Annotated in this window: 16 protein-coding genes and 1 tRNA gene; 5 read left to right on the top strand and 12 right to left on the bottom strand. The window is 47.5% G+C overall.

Annotated features, from left to right (window positions below; genetic code table 11):
• Nucleotides 1-75: 75 nt before the first annotated feature.
• Entirely contained in the window at nucleotides 76-1,677 is a 1,602-nt protein-coding gene (nadB, locus tag RBK99_RS03015; RefSeq protein WP_317503159.1) for an L-aspartate oxidase, read from the top strand.
• On the opposite strand, the gene RBK99_RS03020 is transcribed toward nadB, so the two are convergent.
• Both RBK99_RS03020 and RBK99_RS03025 read right to left on the bottom strand, forming a co-directional pair.
• Nucleotides 1,674-1,943 (bottom strand): hypothetical protein, encoded by a 270-nt coding sequence (locus tag RBK99_RS03020; protein WP_317503160.1) that lies wholly within the window; start codon nucleotides 1,941-1,943, stop codon nucleotides 1,674-1,676. The two genes, nadB and RBK99_RS03020, sit on opposite strands and share 4 nt — an antisense overlap.
• Nucleotides 1,940-2,212 (bottom strand): FAD assembly factor SdhE, encoded by a 273-nt coding sequence (locus RBK99_RS03025; RefSeq protein WP_317503161.1) that lies wholly within the window; start codon nucleotides 2,210-2,212, stop codon nucleotides 1,940-1,942. The genes RBK99_RS03020 and RBK99_RS03025 overlap by 4 nt, the downstream gene beginning before the upstream one ends.
• Nucleotides 2,213-2,292: 80 nt before the next feature.
• Here RBK99_RS03025 and ygfZ point away from each other — a divergent pair, with 80 nt between their 5' ends.
• Together ygfZ and RBK99_RS03035 are read left to right on the top strand one after the other, a co-directional pair.
• Nucleotides 2,293-3,186: a CAF17-like 4Fe-4S cluster assembly/insertion protein YgfZ gene (ygfZ, locus tag RBK99_RS03030; protein WP_317503162.1), complete on the top strand. Its 894-nt coding sequence runs from the start codon at nucleotides 2,293-2,295 to the stop codon at nucleotides 3,184-3,186.
• Nucleotides 3,187-3,190: 4 nt separating this feature from the next.
• Nucleotides 3,191-3,673 (top strand): FKBP-type peptidyl-prolyl cis-trans isomerase, encoded by a 483-nt coding sequence (locus RBK99_RS03035; RefSeq protein WP_126781832.1) that lies wholly within the window; start codon nucleotides 3,191-3,193, stop codon nucleotides 3,671-3,673.
• Between the two features lie 71 nt (nucleotides 3,674-3,744).
• Here the strand turns inward: RBK99_RS03035 and RBK99_RS03040 are convergent, their stop codons facing one another.
• The 7 genes from RBK99_RS03040 to RBK99_RS03070 all read right to left on the bottom strand — a co-directional run bounded on the left by RBK99_RS03040 (nucleotide 3,745) and on the right by RBK99_RS03070 (nucleotide 10,983).
• A complete protein-coding gene (locus tag RBK99_RS03040; protein ID WP_317503163.1) occupies nucleotides 3,745-4,227 on the bottom strand; it encodes a methylated-DNA--[protein]-cysteine S-methyltransferase in 483 nt (160 codons plus the stop codon).
• A gap of 106 nt (nucleotides 4,228-4,333) precedes the next feature.
• Nucleotides 4,334-5,845, bottom strand: coding sequence for a lysine--tRNA ligase (lysS, locus tag RBK99_RS03045; protein WP_317503164.1), 1,512 nt, complete (start codon nucleotides 5,843-5,845; stop codon nucleotides 4,334-4,336).
• A gap of 36 nt (nucleotides 5,846-5,881) precedes the next feature.
• Nucleotides 5,882-6,980 (bottom strand): peptide chain release factor 2 gene (gene prfB, locus RBK99_RS03050; RefSeq protein WP_317503165.1). Its coding sequence is split into 2 segments (ribosomal slippage): nucleotides 5,882-6,904 and nucleotides 6,906-6,980, totalling 1,098 coding nucleotides; the frame shifts between segments, so codons are not numbered across the junction.
• A 39-nt stretch (nucleotides 6,981-7,019) separates the two neighbouring features.
• Nucleotides 7,020-8,732 (bottom strand): single-stranded-DNA-specific exonuclease RecJ, encoded by a 1,713-nt coding sequence (gene recJ / locus RBK99_RS03055; RefSeq protein ID WP_317503166.1) that lies wholly within the window; start codon nucleotides 8,730-8,732, stop codon nucleotides 7,020-7,022.
• Nucleotides 8,733-8,735: 3 nt separating this feature from the next.
• Nucleotides 8,736-9,467, bottom strand: a complete 732-nt coding sequence (locus RBK99_RS03060; protein WP_317503167.1) for a thioredoxin fold domain-containing protein — start codon at nucleotides 9,465-9,467, stop codon at nucleotides 8,736-8,738.
• A gap of 55 nt (nucleotides 9,468-9,522) precedes the next feature.
• Complete coding sequence (xerD, locus tag RBK99_RS03065; RefSeq protein WP_317503168.1) at nucleotides 9,523-10,425, bottom strand: site-specific tyrosine recombinase XerD; 903 nt, start codon at nucleotides 10,423-10,425, stop codon at nucleotides 9,523-9,525.
• Between the two features lie 87 nt (nucleotides 10,426-10,512).
• The gene (locus tag RBK99_RS03070) at nucleotides 10,513-10,983 is read right to left on the bottom strand and encodes a VC2046/SO_2500 family protein (RefSeq protein ID WP_317503169.1); all 471 of its coding nucleotides are present in this window, start codon (nucleotides 10,981-10,983) and stop codon (nucleotides 10,513-10,515) included.
• 111 nt (nucleotides 10,984-11,094) lie between these two features.
• Between RBK99_RS03070 and RBK99_RS03075 the strand changes: the two genes are divergently transcribed.
• A tRNA-Tyr gene (locus RBK99_RS03075) sits at nucleotides 11,095-11,179 on the top strand.
• A 51-nt stretch (nucleotides 11,180-11,230) separates the two neighbouring features.
• Here the strand turns inward: RBK99_RS03075 and RBK99_RS03080 are convergent.
• Nucleotides 11,231-12,199, bottom strand: coding sequence for an NAD(P)H-quinone oxidoreductase (locus RBK99_RS03080; protein ID WP_317503170.1), 969 nt, complete (start codon nucleotides 12,197-12,199; stop codon nucleotides 11,231-11,233).
• A gap of 85 nt (nucleotides 12,200-12,284) precedes the next feature.
• Between RBK99_RS03080 and RBK99_RS03085 the strand changes: the two genes are divergently transcribed.
• Entirely contained in the window at nucleotides 12,285-13,928 is a 1,644-nt protein-coding gene (locus RBK99_RS03085; RefSeq protein WP_317503171.1) for a response regulator, read from the top strand.
• Here the strand turns inward: RBK99_RS03085 and RBK99_RS03090 are convergent.
• Together RBK99_RS03090 and RBK99_RS03095 are read right to left on the bottom strand one after the other, a co-directional pair.
• Nucleotides 13,925-14,761 (bottom strand): pirin family protein, encoded by an 837-nt coding sequence (locus tag RBK99_RS03090; protein WP_317503172.1) that lies wholly within the window; start codon nucleotides 14,759-14,761, stop codon nucleotides 13,925-13,927. The genes RBK99_RS03085 and RBK99_RS03090 overlap by 4 nt on opposite strands.
• Nucleotides 14,758-15,711 (bottom strand): glutathione S-transferase family protein, encoded by a 954-nt coding sequence (locus RBK99_RS03095; RefSeq protein ID WP_317503173.1) that lies wholly within the window; start codon nucleotides 15,709-15,711, stop codon nucleotides 14,758-14,760. The genes RBK99_RS03090 and RBK99_RS03095 overlap by 4 nt, the downstream gene beginning before the upstream one ends.
• Nucleotides 15,712-15,724: the final 13 nt, after the last annotated feature.

Raw genomic sequence — 15,724 nt, forward strand, 5'->3', positions numbered from 1 at the left:
CAGAGCCGCATGTAAAAAGTTCGCAAAAATATCGCCAAATGCGTAAAATCATTCAAAATTCACATTGAGTACTTTATGGAACCTGCTGCAAATTATCAATGCGATGTACTGATTATTGGTTCGGGGGCCGCTGGTTTAACTACCGCTTTGCAACTAGCCGATGACTTAAACGTTATAGTGCTAAGTAAAGGCCCGCTGACTGAAGGCTCTACTTTTTATGCACAAGGCGGCATAGCCGCAGTGTTCGATGAAAATGACAGCATCGAAAGCCATATTGAAGACACCTTAGTGGCCGGAGCCGGTCTTTGTGATCCCGAAGCAGTAAAGTTTACCACAGAAAACGCCCGCGCAAGTTTGCAATGGCTGATTGACGCAGGCGTTGGCTTTGACCAGGTAAAGTCTAAAGACGACAGCCCGGCCTACCACCTGAACCGCGAAGGTGGCCACAGCCACCGCAGAATTTTGCACGCGGCCGATGCAACCGGTAAAGCCGTACAAACCACACTTCAGAAAAAAGCACTAGAACATCCCAATATTCACGTGCTGGAACGTTACAACGCAGTCGATCTAATTACCGGATCTCGTATTGGCAAAGCTGACGGTTGTTACGGTGCCTATGTATGGAGCCGCCAAAACGAACGTGTTGAGACGGTAGCAGCCGGTTCGGTTGTTTTAGCAACCGGCGGCGCGAGCAAGGTTTATCAATACACCAGCAACCCGGATATTGCCAGCGGCGATGGTATAGCCATGGCCTGGCGGGCCGGCTGTAGCGTTGCGAATATGGAATTTAATCAGTTTCACCCAACCTGCTTGTTTCATCCTAACGCCCAAAGCTTCCTGCTGACCGAAGCGTTGCGTGGTGAAGGCGCGTTGCTGAAGCGTCCGGATGGCAGTCGCTTTATGCCTAATTTCCACGAGCAGGCCGAACTCGCCCCCCGCGACGTGGTTGCCCGGGCAATAGACTATGAAATGAAGCGTCTTGGTGCAGATTGCATGTATCTGGATATTTCTCATAAATCCAAAGCGTTTATCCAGCAGCACTTCCCGACTATTATGGAAAAATGTCTTTCGCTAGGGATTGATATCAGTAAAGAGCCAATGCCGGTCGTCCCTGCGGCTCATTACACCTGTGGCGGCGTAAAAACCGATATGAATGCAGCTACCGACTTAGCCAACCTTTATGCCGTTGGCGAAGTGGCTTGCACCGGCCTGCACGGCGCTAACCGTATGGCCAGCAATTCCTTATTGGAATGTTTGGTATTTGCCCGTGCTGCGGCCAAGGATATTTTATCGAAACGCCCACATCAAGAAGCCCTGAGCCATTTACCTGGCTGGGATGAAAGTCAGGTAGGTAACTCTGATGAAGAAGTAATTATTCAGCATAACTGGCATGAACTGCGCCTTTTTATGTGGGACTACGTTGGCATAGTACGCACCACTAAACGTTTGGAGCGCGCCTTGCACCGTATTGAATTATTACAGCGTGAAATTCATGAATACTATTCGAATTTTCGGGTCAGCAATAATTTGCTGGAATTGCGTAATTTGGTGCAAGTATCAGAGCTCATTGTAAAAAGTGCCATGAGCCGTAAGGAGAGTCGCGGCTTACACTACACGCTGGACTACCCAGACACCTTAACGGAAACCCAGCCTACGGTGCTCAGTCCAGTACGTTAAGCCCCCGATGTTTGTTGTAGTTGGCGCCGCAGCTTTAATTGTTGCGCCAACGGCAGCTGAAACCACCATACCCACAGCCAATGACGCTTCTCTCTGCCATTTTCGGTTTGTCGCGTTAACGGCAATAAAACCACAATGCTGCGAACAACCAACGCTTTATTAAAAAATTGCCAACGTTGCTGCTGCCACCACCAATAACGCCCACATCCAGAAACAGAAAGTGTCCCCTTAGGTCGCTGCAGGCGAAAGAAAATTTCGGGGTTCACACCTTAACGCGCGACAACATAAACTGAACCATAGCCGCCAATTCTTCGTCTTCGCACTTTTGATGACCCATAAACCAGGCAAAAAGATCCGGATCGTCACAAGTTACCAACCGGCGGAAAACTGCTTTTTGCTCTTCCGTCAGCTCGTCATAAGCCTGATCAACAAAAGGTTCAAACAGTACATCCAACTCCAGCATGCCCCGACGGCAGGCCCAACGTAAACGACGCTTGTCTTTTAATACTTCTTCCGATTGTTTTAACGGCAACATAAAATCTCCGCAGCAACTGCCCTTGTAATTCTATAAAGTGCCCTAATATTACCACGTAAGCCATTTAATAAGGAGTCATTGTGGTTGAGTTAACGCAGCATTTTAGTGACGCAAATTTGGACAGCCTTTCCGTTCAGCTGACGGATTATGGTATCCTGTCGGTATCTGGCGAAGATGCTGACAGTTTTTTGCAGGGTCAACTGACATGTGATTTACGCAAACTCGACCAAAATAATTGGTTATATGGCGCACATTGCGATCAAACCGGAAAGGCTTTTAGCACGTTTTGGCTTTGCCGTGAGTCGGATAGCGTATTTTTAATTATGCATCGCAGCGCGATTCAAGGCTCTTTAGCACAATTAAAAAAATACGGTGTCTTTAGTAAAGTCAGTATTGAAGATGTTAGCGACGACTGGAACATTGCCGGTGTTTTTGGCACCAAAGCAGCCAGCGTGGCAGCAGAATTTGATGGCCGGGTAATACAGGTAGGGAGTCATCCCGACCAATATCTGTTACTCAGCCAACAACCAATTTCTACGGATTATCCGCAACCCTACTGGGATGCGTTGGAAATTGAGCGGGTTCGTCCACAACTAACGTCTGAAAACAGCCAGGCGTTCGTTCCGCAAATGATGAATTTGCAGGCGTGGGATGGAATCAGTTTTGACAAAGGATGTTATATCGGCCAGGAGACTATTGCCCGAATGAAGTATTTGGGCAAACAGAAACGGGCACTCTTTCGTTTATCCGGTGAAGTAACGGCTCAAGTTACTGCGGGTACACAATTAGAGAAAGCCATTGGCGATAACTGGCGTCGTGCAGGTACGGTCATTATGGCAGTGAACCGCACCGACACCCATGTGGACTTATTAGCTGTTTTACCCAGTGACATAGACACTGACACAGCTATACGAGTTCGGGATGACGACGCAAGTCTCTTGGAAATACACTCACTGCCTTATCAATTAGGTTAAATTTATGAGCGAAACCATTGCACCAAACAAAGTCGTGGCTATTAACTATGCCGTTAAAACGGAAGATGGCCAGACCCTGGACGAGTCTAAAGATGGCAGCCCGCTGAACTTCATCCACGGTCGTGGCATGCTGATTCCTGGTCTGGAAAATGCGTTGGAAGGCAAATCAGTTGGCGATAGCTTCACTGCAGAAGTTAAACCAGAAGAAGCTTATGGCGAACGTCATGACGGCTTAATCCAAACTGTACCACGCAACCTGTTCGGCGAAAACGAAGTGCAGCCTGGCATGCAGTTCCGTGCAAGTACTGACCAAGGCGAACAGTCAGTTGTTATCGTTGATGTAAAAGACGAAGAAGTGACTGTTGACGGTAACCACCCATTAGCCGGTGTTAACCTGAACTTTGACGTAGAAGTTCTTGAAGTTCGTGACGCGACTGAGCAAGAGCTTGAACACGGTCACGTGCACACTGAAGGCGAAGATCACTAAGCGCTATAGTGTTACGAAAAGTAAAAGAAACCCGGCTGGTTAGCCGGGTTTTTTGTTTTTAACCCAACACATTAAGCAACAATAACGCCACGCTCTAAATCCAGTAGCTGTTGTTTACGATCAAGCCCAGCCGCAAACCCACGTAATGAACCATCCTGCCCGATAACCCGATGACACGGAATCACAATAATAAGCGGATTTTTAGCAATGGCGGTTGCCACAGCTCGCGTTGCGTCGGGTTGATCCAATTCATCGGCAACCTGTTGATAACTCAACGTAGTACCGACTGGAATTCGTTGCAGCACCGATAATACTTTCTTCTGAAAATCGGTTACCTGGGGCCTCAGTGGTAAATCGAAGTGGTAGTTAGAATTACTGAAATACGCCTGAATTTGATGGGTAACAGCCTGAAGCACGTCGTTTTTTGGGTTGCTCTCGAACAGGCTCATATCAGGGCAATACTTTTGGCCCGAATAGTACAGACCAATAAGGTACTGGTTGTCAGCAACAGCATACATTTTCCCCAACGGGGTCGAAAGTTCAGAATAGTACATACAAACCTCAGCATTGTTGGGGAGCGCCCATAAAAAACGCGCTAACCTTCTATAGAAAATAACTATAGCAGTTAACGCGTTTACTGAACACTTTTTGGCCGGTTATTCAGTCTGCTTTTGGCCGCATATGAGGGAATAATAATACATCACGAATAGAGGCTGAATCGGTTAGCAACATGACCAGGCGATCAATACCAATGCCTTGCCCTGCGGTTGGTGGCATGCCATGTTCTAGCGCAGTCACGTAGTCTTCGTCGTAGAACATCGCTTCGTCATCGCCCGCTTCTTTTTGTTCAACTTGCTCACGGAAACGCTCAGCCTGGTCTTCGGCATCGTTCAACTCAGAGAAACCGTTGGCTAATTCACGCCCCCCTGCGAAAAACTCAAAACGGTCGGTAACGAAAGGATCGTCGTCGTGACGACGCGCCAACGGCGATACTTCTGCCGGATACGCGGTAATAAAAGTGGGCTGGATTAAGCGATGTTCGGCAACCGTCTCAAAAATCTCGATTTGAACTTTACCCAAGCCCCAGGACGGCTTAACGCTAACACCTACTTGTTCAGCTATTTCAGTCGCACTGTTCATGTCATTCAGCTGCTCGGCTTTAACTTCCGGCATGTACTTAATAATCGCTTCCAGAACCGTCATGCGCTCGAATGGCTTGCCGAAATCATAATCGACGCCCTGACTGGTAAACTGGGCAGAACCTAAGACAGATTCCGCCGCCCCGCGCAGCATTTGCTCGGTTAAGTCCATTAAATCGTGATAATCCGCATACGCCCAATAGAACTCCAGCATAGTGAATTCAGGATTATGGCGTGTTGAGAGCCCTTCGTTACGGAAGTTACGGTTAATTTCGAATACTTTCTCAAAGCCGCCGACAACCAAACGCTTCAAATAAAGCTCCGGTGCGATACGCAAAAACAGTTCCATATCCAACGCATTGTGGTGTGTGCTGAACGGACGGGCCGCTGCCCCACCAGGAATCGCCTGCATCATTGGCGTTTCAACTTCCAGGAACTGACGTTCGGTCAAAAAGCGACGAATGTAATCAATAATCTTAGAGCGCGCCATAAAGGTATTGCGAGACTCTTCGTTGGTAATCAGGTCTAAATAACGCTGACGATAACGCATTTCCTGATCGGACAAACCGTGAAATTTATCAGGCAAGGGACGCAGCGCTTTCGTTAGTAAACGCACATCATCAACCTGAACACTTAGCTCACCGGTTCCGGTAATAAATAATGTACCTGAGGCGCCAACGATATCGCCTAGATCCCATTTTTTAAATTCAGTGTTGTAGTAGCCCTCAGGCAGATTATCGCGGGCAACGTAAAGCTGGATTTTTCCGCTCATATCCTGAATGGTGGCAAAGCTTGCCTTACCCATAATGCGGCGGGTCATCATACGACCAGCGACTTTAACGCGAATGCCCTTCTCAGCCAGCTCATCTTTGCTGACGTCGTCGTATTCTGCGTGTAAATCAGCGGCTAAGGAATCCCGACGAAAATCGTTCGGGAATGCGATGCCCTTATCGCGAAGCGCCGACAGTTTCGCCTTTCGTTGCGCGATCTGTTCGTTTACGTCTACTTCAGGTGCTTGCGATTTATCAGTCATTATCGATTTTCCTCTGTCGGGATACTTATATTAAACTTACAGCCCGCTTTTTAAGCTGGCTTCAATAAATGGATCAAGTGCGCCGTCCAGAACGGCCTGGGTGTTACGGTTCTCAACACCCGTACGTAAATCTTTGATGCGAGCATCATCCAGAACGTAAGAACGAATTTGGCTGCCCCAGCCAATATCGGCTTTGGAGTCTTCAAGTGCCTGCTTTTCTTCATTCTGCTTCTGCAATTCAAATTCATACAGTTTCGCTTTCAACTGCTTCATTGCTGAGTCGCGGTTTTTATGCTGCGAACGGTCACTTTGACATTGTACAACAATGCCGGTTGGCTCGTGCGTTAACCGGACCGCTGAATCGGTTCGGTTAACATGCTGACCACCCGCTCCCGATGCTCTATAGGTGTCCACCCGCAAGTCTGACGGATCAATTTCAATATCGATATCGTCGTCCACTTCCGGATAAACAAACACCGATGCAAACGAGGTATGGCGACGATTACCTGAATCAAATGGTGACTTACGCACTAAGCGGTGCACGCCCGTTTCGGTTCGTAACCAACCGTAAGAGTATTCTCCTACCACACGCACTGTCGCCGATTTTATACCAGCCACATCACCTTCTGACAGTTCGGTAATTTCAGCTTTAAAGTCGTGCGCTTCGGCCCAGCGAAGATACATGCGTAATAATATGTTTGCCCAGTCCTGAGCTTCGGTCCCACCGGAACCCGATTGAATATCCAGGTAACAATCGGCTGAGTCGTTGTCTTTTGAAAACATGCGTCGAAACTCTAAACTTTCCAGCTGCTTTAATAAGCCCGACAGTTCTTCCTGAGCTTCGTTGAACGTGTCTTCGTCTTCAGCTTCTACCGCCAAATCGACTAAACCTTCAACGTCGTCTAGCCCTTGCTGCAACTTGTCCAAAGTCTCGACGACTTGCTCCAATGCCGCACGTTCTTTACCTAACGCTTGTGCTTTGGGTGGATCATCCCAAACATTGGGCTGCTCCATTTCCCGGGTGACTTCTTCCAGACGCTCTAACTTAGCATCGTAGTCAAAGATACCCCCTAAGCGCATTGCTACGCTCACGCATATCTTTAATGTTGTTGTAGGTTGCGTTAGTTTCAAACATGCGACTACCTAATTCTGTTAATTCTAAAAGGGGCGTAGTTTAACGTATTGCGCGGATTTGCTCCACCAACAACTGAACGTTTGTGCGTCCGCGGAAGTGATTAAGTTGCGGCTTGTATAAAAGTTCAACAACTGATGCCTGTCGTGTCGGCCATTGTTGTGTATCGACATTAAACGCAATAGCGTCCAGTAACTCACCTTGCGGGTGACGTACCACCAGTTTTAGGTGGCGTTCGCCAACAATACGTTGGTCCACCAACTCAAACTGCCCGTCGAACATTGGCTCAGGGAATTGCTGCCCCCAGGGGCCCGCATTTTGCAGGATATTGACACTGTCCAGTGAAAGCTGCGGTGCGTTTAAATCACCGTCAGACCAAAACACACGTTGCTTTTGCTCTACTGACAACCATTCCGACGCTATTTGCGCAGCAAGTTCTGAAAAACGCGTTAAATTAGCTTTTTTCAGAGTTAAACCAGCTGCCATAGCATGTCCGCCAAATCGTTCCATTATCCCGGGCTCCAGGCTATGAATACGCTCCAGTAAATCTCGCATGTGCAAGCCGCTAACTGAACGCGCAGAACCTTTCAGTATGTCTTCACTGTCATTGGCTAAAGCAATAACCGGCCGGTTCACTTGCTCTTTTACCCGACCCGCAACAATGCCTATAACGCCGGCGTGCCAGTCTGGCTGATACAAAGTGACTAAATCGGGTACCTGCCCCTGATCGAAACGCAGCTTCGCGACAACACTTTCGGCATTCTCACGCATCTCTGCTTCAATGAATTTACGCTGCTGGTTTAAATCGTTGAGCTGCTGCGCTAATTCTTGTGCCCTGGACTCACCAGCTAACAAACATTCAATGCCAAGCCCTATATCGTCTAACCGCCCGGCTGCATTGATTCGGGGGCCAAGCGCAAAACCCAAATCGCTGGCAGCCAGTTGGCTGGCGTCACGGTTTGCTACCGCCAGCAAAGCTCGAATTCCTGGCCTACTCATGCCTTTGCGAATGCGAGCGATGCCTTGCTGCACTAATATCCGATTGTTGTAGTCGAGCGGCACCACATCGGCCACCGTTCCCAACGCAACGAGGTCAAGCCAGTCGGCCAAATTTGGCAAAGACTCAACCCCGTCATCCCGCAGTGCTGAACGCAAAGCCAATAAGACATAAAATGCCACACCGACACCGGCTAAGTGTTTGCTGGGAAAATCACAGCCATTTTGATTTGGATTCACTATCGCATTAGCGGGAGGAAGTTCGGCCGGGGGTAAATGATGGTCGGTGACCAGCACTTTCACTCCCCTGTCACGGGCAACCTTAACTGCCTCGTGCGCGGCAATGCCGTTGTCTACGGTAATAATCAACTCTACATTTTCAGAGGCGAGTTGCTCTACCATAGCCACAGAGAGCCCGTAGCCATCTGTCATTCTGTTGGGCACGCGGTAGCTTACCTGCTGCAAGCCAAAAGCCTTAAGAGCGGATACCATCAGCGCAGAGCTGGTTGCTCCGTCAGCGTCAAAGTCGCCACAAATGCACACTTTTTCTTGATTTTTTAACGCAGATAGAAGCAGATCAACTGCTTTGTTAATATCTTTTAACGACGAAAAATGAACTAAGCCCGACGCTTTTAAACTGAGCTCATCGGCACTGCGCACGCCGCGTCGAGCGTATATTTGCCGCAACAAAGCCGGGATCTGCTGCGGCAAAAAAGTATCGTCTACGACTTGATAACGACGTATTTCATAATCATTCATGAATTACTGCGACTGACCTTTTCTAATTTCCGCAGCGAGCCGTGCTGCAGGCACTGCACCGGGAAGCAAACGGCCGTCAGGTAATACAATAGCGGGAGTACCGGTGACGCCAAACGATTTGCCCAATTGATAATGTTCCGCCACAGGATTCGAACAGCTCGAACTACCACTGTAATTCTCATCTTCTTTAAACGCTGTGATAGCGGCTTTCTTATCATCAGAACACCAAACCGTTTGTAACTGCTGGCCCCCTGTGCTGTTCATGCCGCCACGGGGGAACGCTAAATATTTAATCGTTATCCCCTCAGCATGGTAGCTGTCCATGTTTTCGTGTAAACGCTGACAATAACCACAAGTGGTGTCGGTAAAAACAGTCACTTGATATTTTTCATTTTCAGCCGGGTACACGATCATATCGTCGGTAAAGCCTTTCAGCATTTTCAAACGCACTTTCGCCATTGCGGCTTCGCTTAAGTTTTTAGGCTCACTACCGGTAATATCAAACACATTACCGCTAATCAGTCGTTCACCATCTTTAGACACATAGAACATGCCCTGATTGGTAACCGCTCGAACATAGCCGTCAATTTCTCCAGATTCGGTCGCAAGCACTTCAATGCCTACCTTGTTCAGGTGCCGTGTATCAATTTCACTTTGTCCTGCACTTAAAGCGGAAACACTAAAACTGGCGCTGACCAACCCGACTAAACCAACTACCGACATTAAATTGCGCATAAATACCTCATAAATTAATTGTCCGAACCCTACCCTGTTAACGGTTAAAATGCAATTAGCCGCGGGGGTGATGCTGAGCATGCAAGGCTTGCAGACGCTCGCGTGCAACCTGGGTATAAATCTGTGTCGTGGACAAATCGCTGTGTCCGAGTAATAACTGTAATACGCGTAAATCGGCGCCGTGGTTCAGCAAGTGCGTGGCAAAAGCATGGCGCAAAGTATGCGGTGATAAATGCGCATAAATACCAGCTTCTGCCGCGTAGTGCCGTAACCGGTACCAAAATGCCTGACGCGTTAGTAACGAGCCTCTTTGCGTAACAAATATCCAGGGGCTACTTTTATCCGTTATTGCAGCACGACCGTGCTTCAGGTAATTATCCAGCCATTCAAGCGCTTCTTCACCTAACGGTACCAGGCGTTCTTTATTACCTTTACCCACCACCCTCACTAAGCCTTGTTGGCGGCTTAGCTGATCGTATTGCAAGCGAATGAGCTCCGTTACCCGCAAACCTGTGGCATACAGAACTTCCAGCATGGTTCTGTCGCGCAAGCCAATAGGCGTTTCAGTATCAGGTTGCTGCAGTAAAGCAATGACATCGTCTTCACTTAGCGAATGGGGAATGCTTTGTGGCAACTTAGGGCGTTTTAAACGTGCGGTCGGGTCTACTGTTACCCACTGCTGTTTTAGCGCAAACTGAAAAAATTTCTTGGCTGAGCTTAAGAAGCGCGAGGTACTGCGAGGCGACAACCCTTGAGTCCGGCGCCATAAAAGATAATCCTGAAGCACCAGCTCATCGGTTTCCATTAAGGATTTTTTCAGCGGAACCAAGTACTCACAAAACCGTCTCAAATCGCTGCGATAAGCCGCCTGGGTGTTTTCGCTGGAGCCATGATGCAGCCATAGATGTTCCGTGAACGCATCAATACGGTCTTCGTCCTCTGGGCGCAGTTGCTTCATCGGCTCTTTAAATTAACGAAATGGTATCGGTATTATGCCGCATAGTGACATTACCGGAAACTCTTTACCGCAAAGAAAGCGACAAGCCTAATGAGTAATACCAAGTTTTTGCAGCACGTCATACAACCCAGCCGGACCTTTGTGCTTATACTCGTCTTTTTCTTCCGCTTGTGGCTGTTTTTTCTTATCTAGCCGTTGGCGGACTCGCCAGTCTAAATTTTGAAGCAGTTCCAAAGGCAAGCGCCCTGGCGTCGCATCGGGAATAAGAGGTTGGGGGTGAGTCGCATCTTGTAACTTAAAATCAGACAGTTGACTGATATTGGCATAAACACCACTTGCCAGCACTACTCCGGGTTGAACATCTAACGGTCTTGCTCTGCCTGCACCAATTGCGCGCTGCCAGTTAATATCTGTTGAACGCTCTGAAATAACAGGATCTGCGCCCAATGCCGAAACCCAATAAGCAAATTCACCGGCAAAACCATGGTTAACGGCTTCGCTCGCATGTTGCTCAAAGAAATAAGCAGCATTGTTCTGAACAGCAGCAACTTGACTCATTAAGACTCTGAATAATGGGTGACAGATAACTCTGTATCGGCCAAAGTCTCAAAAGTTTAAGTTTTCTCTTTACAGCTAAGCTAAGACTGTTATTATACGCGCCACTTGAGTGGAGGGGTTCCCGAGTGGCCAAAGGGATCAGACTGTAAATCTGACGGCTCAGCCTTCGCAGGTTCGAATCCTGCCCCCTCCACCATTTTCCTTTATTGTACTACTCATTACTTGACCCATTATTTTCCAGCCTGAATTACTCTTCCGAAAGCGTTAAAATCACCTTACCCTGAGTTTTATTCGCAGCGACATAGTCTAACGCCTGTTGAATGTCATCGGCCGCAAAAACCTGATCGATTACGGGTGCAATCTTGCTGCTTTTAAACTTACCGCCAAAATCGCGCCACAAACCTTTTAAAATCTGCCCTTTCTGTTCAGGTGTCAGTGCACGTAAGGTTGATCCTATTAGCCGCTGACGTTTCATCAGCATACGCCCAAAGTCAACTTCTCCCGTACGTCCTGCCATTAACCCAATCAGAATAATACGACCGTCTTGCGCAAGATACTGCTGATCTTTTTCTATAGATTCCCCGGCAACCGGATTCAATATAACGTCTACGTCGCCCAGAGCCTTAACCTCGTTAACAATACCTTCCAGATAACGATTAATCACATGCTTTGCGCCCAGTTTATAGCAAAATTCTGATTTCTCTTTGCTACCAACCACAGCAATAATGTCATTACCACTTTCTCGGCATAGTTGTATGAGTGACGAACCAACGCCACTGGCGCCGGCATGCGTAAGCACCCGTTCACCCGTTTTTAAATCGCCTAACTGAAAAACATTAAGGTACGCTGTAGCAAAAGTCTCCAGCCAACCAGCAGCGGTTGTATTACTCCAATCTTTTGGGACTTCCAGTATTTGCTCCGCCGAGACATTAACGCGTTCCGCGAAGCCGCCACCGGCCAATAACGCACTCACTCGTTGACCGGGCTGCCACCCGTTCACTGCGGACCCAACCTCCTCAACGACACCACAAACTTCCAGGCCCGGTATATCGGATGCCCCTTTGGGTGGCGGGTATTTGCCCGCTATTTGCATTAAATCGGCGCGGTTGACTCCGGCGCTTAATACCCGTAGCTGGACTTCTTTTGGTTCAGGCGCTGTTATCTTTACACCGTCTTCCCATCGTACTTTTTGATCAGAAATCTGAATTGCTTTCATATCAGTCTCGGTTGCCGCTTAACATTACTGAAATTAGCCAGTATGCTGTCGGTATTGAATATTATCAGGATACTGTCTGACACCAATGGAAAAAACCTTAGAGCTCAATGATAAACGCGTGTTATTGATCGATGACCAGAAACCCTTTCAGGTCATGCTCAAAGGCTTGCTGTTAAACTTGGGGGCAAAAGACGTTCAGGTCAAGACCACCGGCGAAGCCGGTATTGCCGCCTACATCAAAAATCCACACGATATTCTTTTAGTTGATTATAATCTGGGACGCGGCAGAAATGGCCGGCAGGTTTTAGAAGAGCTTCAGGTTCGCGGTTTAATGAAGGAGCATACCTTATTTTTCATTATTACCGGCGATAACACGCGCCCTATGGTGCTGAGCGCGCTTGAACTGCAGCCTGATGATTACCTGATGAAACCGTTTTCTCATCGGGTGTTACGCTCTCGCCTTGTGCGTGCATACAAACGCAGAATGTGGCTAAAAGATGTATTTAAAGCAATGACAGAGCATAATTATGAGGCCTGCATTGCCGCTTGCCGAAAACACATACAGTCAAACAGTCGCTACAGCAATTACTGCCGTAAATTACAAATTGAGCTCTACAACAAAACCGGACAGCTGGATAAAGCGGAAATTGCTATTAAAGAGCTTCTGGAAGAAAATTCTCATAGCTGGGTGTTTTTAAAGCTGGCTGAAACAAGGCTTTTACAAAACTCGCCCGAAGAAGCTCTCAATATTATTAATCATATTATTAAGCGTATGCCAAATGCCATTGAAGCTCATGATTTAAAAACCGAGTGCTATGTTCAACAGCAACAATTAGAAGAAGCACTGGAAAGTGCCCGTGATGCCATCACTATGGCTCCCTTCTCCATTGAAAGACAAACCAAACTGGCTCATATTGCACGCGATAATGGTGACTTCGATATTGCTAAACAGGCAATGAACAATGTTCTGCAGATAGCTCGCAAATCGGTATTTCGCAACGCTCATCACTTATGCAACTATTTACGCAGTATTTTGGATGCCGCGGAAAACAGCGATACACCACAACAAATAAGCAAGTACCAGACTGAAGCAACTATGGAGTTGCAACGTGCTCGCTATGACGAACATTTGCTGCACGCCGATATCTCTTTTGAAGACTTAGAGGCCATTCTGCTGTCTCGTATTGATTCATTTAACGGCCGTCTGCGCGAAGCTCAACATCGCCTAAATGAAGTTGTCGGAGAAGATTTGGCACAGAACCAGTCTATCAATAAAGATTTGCTACCTGATGTTATCGCTATTCTGCTCGATGTCGGAGAATATGAAAAAGCCAATGCTCTTGCGGCTTATAAAGATGATAATTTATTGCTCGACAGTTACACCACGAAAATACTACAGGCTAGAATTGCGGCAGCGCAGAAACAACAAGATAATTTCTTTAAAGTTCATAAAGCTGGAGCAGAGGCCTACCAGCAAGGCCACTACAACCGCGCACTAGAGCTTTTTCGGAACGCGTTGGAAGCGGCACCAATGAACAGTGGCGCGGCTCTTAACTTTATCCAGGCCGCCGTGCGGTTTATTGAAGAAAACCCCAAAGGCGAACGCGTTCATCTAAAAAAAGAATGTGATAGCTGCTTTAAGATTCTGGAAGGACTTCAGTTATCCAGCAGTCACAGTAACCGCTATGAGCGGCTACTGGAGCAAACCGAAGCCCTGCAACTTCGCTAGCTTAGCTTCTGGTTGGCTGCTAGATTTCCGGACTGGTAATCCTTAATCGCTTGTTCAATTTGATCTGACGTATTCATAACGAAAGGACCATATTGAGCTATGGGCTCTTCAATTGGTTTAGCAGCCAGCACAATAAGCCGTGCGTTCTCATCTGCAGATAGCGATAAAGTCTCAGCTGGATCGAGCAAAGCGAGCTCGCCTTCTTCAACCGGTTCACCGTTAACGGTTAAATTACCCTGATACACATAGGCTAGCCGTCGCTTTTGTCCTTGTGACGGCAAATTGAGCGCTTCATTGCCAAGATGTATATCCAGCATTAAAAACTCTCTTCCCGGGGCTTTCACTGGCCCTTCCTGCTGCTCGTATTGACCGGAAATGATCCTGACTAACGCCCCCTCTACTTCGACTTCAGGGATGGTGCTGGCAGGATGATCGTGCCAGTCTGGCTCACTCATTTTTTCATCGGCCGGCAAGTTTACCCAAAGCTGAAAGCCCCACATTAAGCCTTCCACTTGTTTGGGCATTTCGGCATGAATAATACCTTTGGCCGCTTTCATCCACTGCACACCGCCGGCCTCAACAGCTCCAGTGTTACCAACTGAGTCTTTGTGTTCCATCGTGCCCGCCAGCATATAAGTCAGCGTGCAAAAACCTCTATGTGGATGCGGAGGAAACCCGGCTATGTAGTCATTCGGATCATCAGAGCGAAACTCATCCAGCATCAAAAATGGGTCTTGATGCTTCAGACCAGGCTGATTGATAATGCGGGTGAGTTTAACGCCGGCACCGTCTTGAGCAGGCATCCCTCTATGCTTCGATAAAATAACACTCATGACGACTCACCTCCCCTATTATGTGCCTGCCGAAAATGGATTTCTGGTCCTTTCGGAACCACTTGAGTCGGGTTAATCGTGGTGTGACTGGCGTAGTAATGCGTCTTAATGTGGTCCATTACAACAGTTTCCTCCACGCCTGGGTGCTGATAAAGCTCTAACAGGTAGTTCCACATATTTGGGTAGTCGATAATGCGTTTTTTATTGGCTTTAAAATGGCTAAAATAAACTGCATCAAAACGAACCAGCGTCGTAAATAGCCGCCAATCTGCTTCGGTCAGCTCTTCACCCGCTAAATAACGGTTCTCACGAAGAATACCTTCGACCTTATCCAAAGCAGCGAATAACGACTCATAGGCCTCTTCGTAAGCCTCTTGTGTGGTTGCAAAACCACAGCGATAAACGCCATTATTAATATCGTCATAGACCCAATCGTTTATCTCTTCTATGTGTTTCTGTTTGTGCTCCGGGAAAAAATCCAGAGTGTTTCCGGTCAGGTCATTAAAGGCCGAATTAAAAATTCGTATGATATCTGCTGACTCATTGTTAACGATAGTCTCCGTTTTCTTATCCCATAGGATTGGAACCGTCACACGGCCACTATACTCCGGTTGAGTTTTTAAGTAGATTTGATAAAGAAAGTCACTGTCGTAAAGCGGATCATTAAGGGGCGTTTCAGAAAACTCCCATCCATTTTCAAGCATTAGCGGCTGCACAACCGAAACATCAATATGTGCTTCCAGCTCTTTTAGCTTGCGAAAAATAAGTGCTCGATGAGCCCACGGGCAGGCATAAGAAACATAAAGATGATAACGCCCGGATTCTGGTTCAAACTCCGTACCCTTCGCTATCGTATTGCGAAACTGCGACTCACTGCGGACAAAACGACCACCGTGCTTCTTTGTGTCATACCACTTATCGTGCCATTGACCATCGACTAATAATCCCATAATGATCTCCTTT

Origin of the sequence: Idiomarina solivarensis (assembly GCF_033052755.1) — a bacterium.
Taxonomy (GTDB): Bacteria; Pseudomonadota; Gammaproteobacteria; order Enterobacterales; family Alteromonadaceae; genus Idiomarina.

Excerpts from the sequence above, each read along its gene's own strand:
- RBK99_RS03080 (WP_317503170.1), bottom strand. The coding sequence starts at position 12,199 with ATGAAAGCAATTCAGATTTCTGATCAAAAAGTACGATGGGAAGACGGT.
- RBK99_RS03040 (WP_317503163.1), bottom strand. The coding sequence starts at position 4,227 with ATGTACTATTCTGAACTTTCGACCCCGTTGGGGAAAATGTATGCTGTT.
- nadB (WP_317503159.1), top strand. The coding sequence starts at position 76 with ATGGAACCTGCTGCAAATTATCAATGCGATGTACTGATTATTGGTTCG.
- RBK99_RS03095 (WP_317503173.1), bottom strand. The coding sequence starts at position 15,711 with ATGGGATTATTAGTCGATGGTCAATGGCACGATAAGTGGTATGACACA.
- xerD (WP_317503168.1), bottom strand. The coding sequence starts at position 10,425 with ATGAAGCAACTGCGCCCAGAGGACGAAGACCGTATTGATGCGTTCACG.
- lysS (WP_317503164.1), bottom strand. The coding sequence starts at position 5,845 with ATGACTGATAAATCGCAAGCACCTGAAGTAGACGTAAACGAACAGATC.
- RBK99_RS03025 (WP_317503161.1), bottom strand. The coding sequence starts at position 2,212 with ATGTTGCCGTTAAAACAATCGGAAGAAGTATTAAAAGACAAGCGTCGT.
- recJ (WP_317503166.1), bottom strand. The coding sequence starts at position 8,732 with ATGAATGATTATGAAATACGTCGTTATCAAGTCGTAGACGATACTTTT.
- RBK99_RS03060 (WP_317503167.1), bottom strand. The coding sequence starts at position 9,467 with ATGCGCAATTTAATGTCGGTAGTTGGTTTAGTCGGGTTGGTCAGCGCC.
- RBK99_RS03085 (WP_317503171.1), top strand. The coding sequence starts at position 12,285 with ATGGAAAAAACCTTAGAGCTCAATGATAAACGCGTGTTATTGATCGAT.
- RBK99_RS03070 (WP_317503169.1), bottom strand. The coding sequence starts at position 10,983 with ATGAGTCAAGTTGCTGCTGTTCAGAACAATGCTGCTTATTTCTTTGAG.
- RBK99_RS03035 (WP_126781832.1), top strand. The coding sequence starts at position 3,191 with ATGAGCGAAACCATTGCACCAAACAAAGTCGTGGCTATTAACTATGCC.
- RBK99_RS03090 (WP_317503172.1), bottom strand. The coding sequence starts at position 14,761 with ATGAGTGTTATTTTATCGAAGCATAGAGGGATGCCTGCTCAAGACGGT.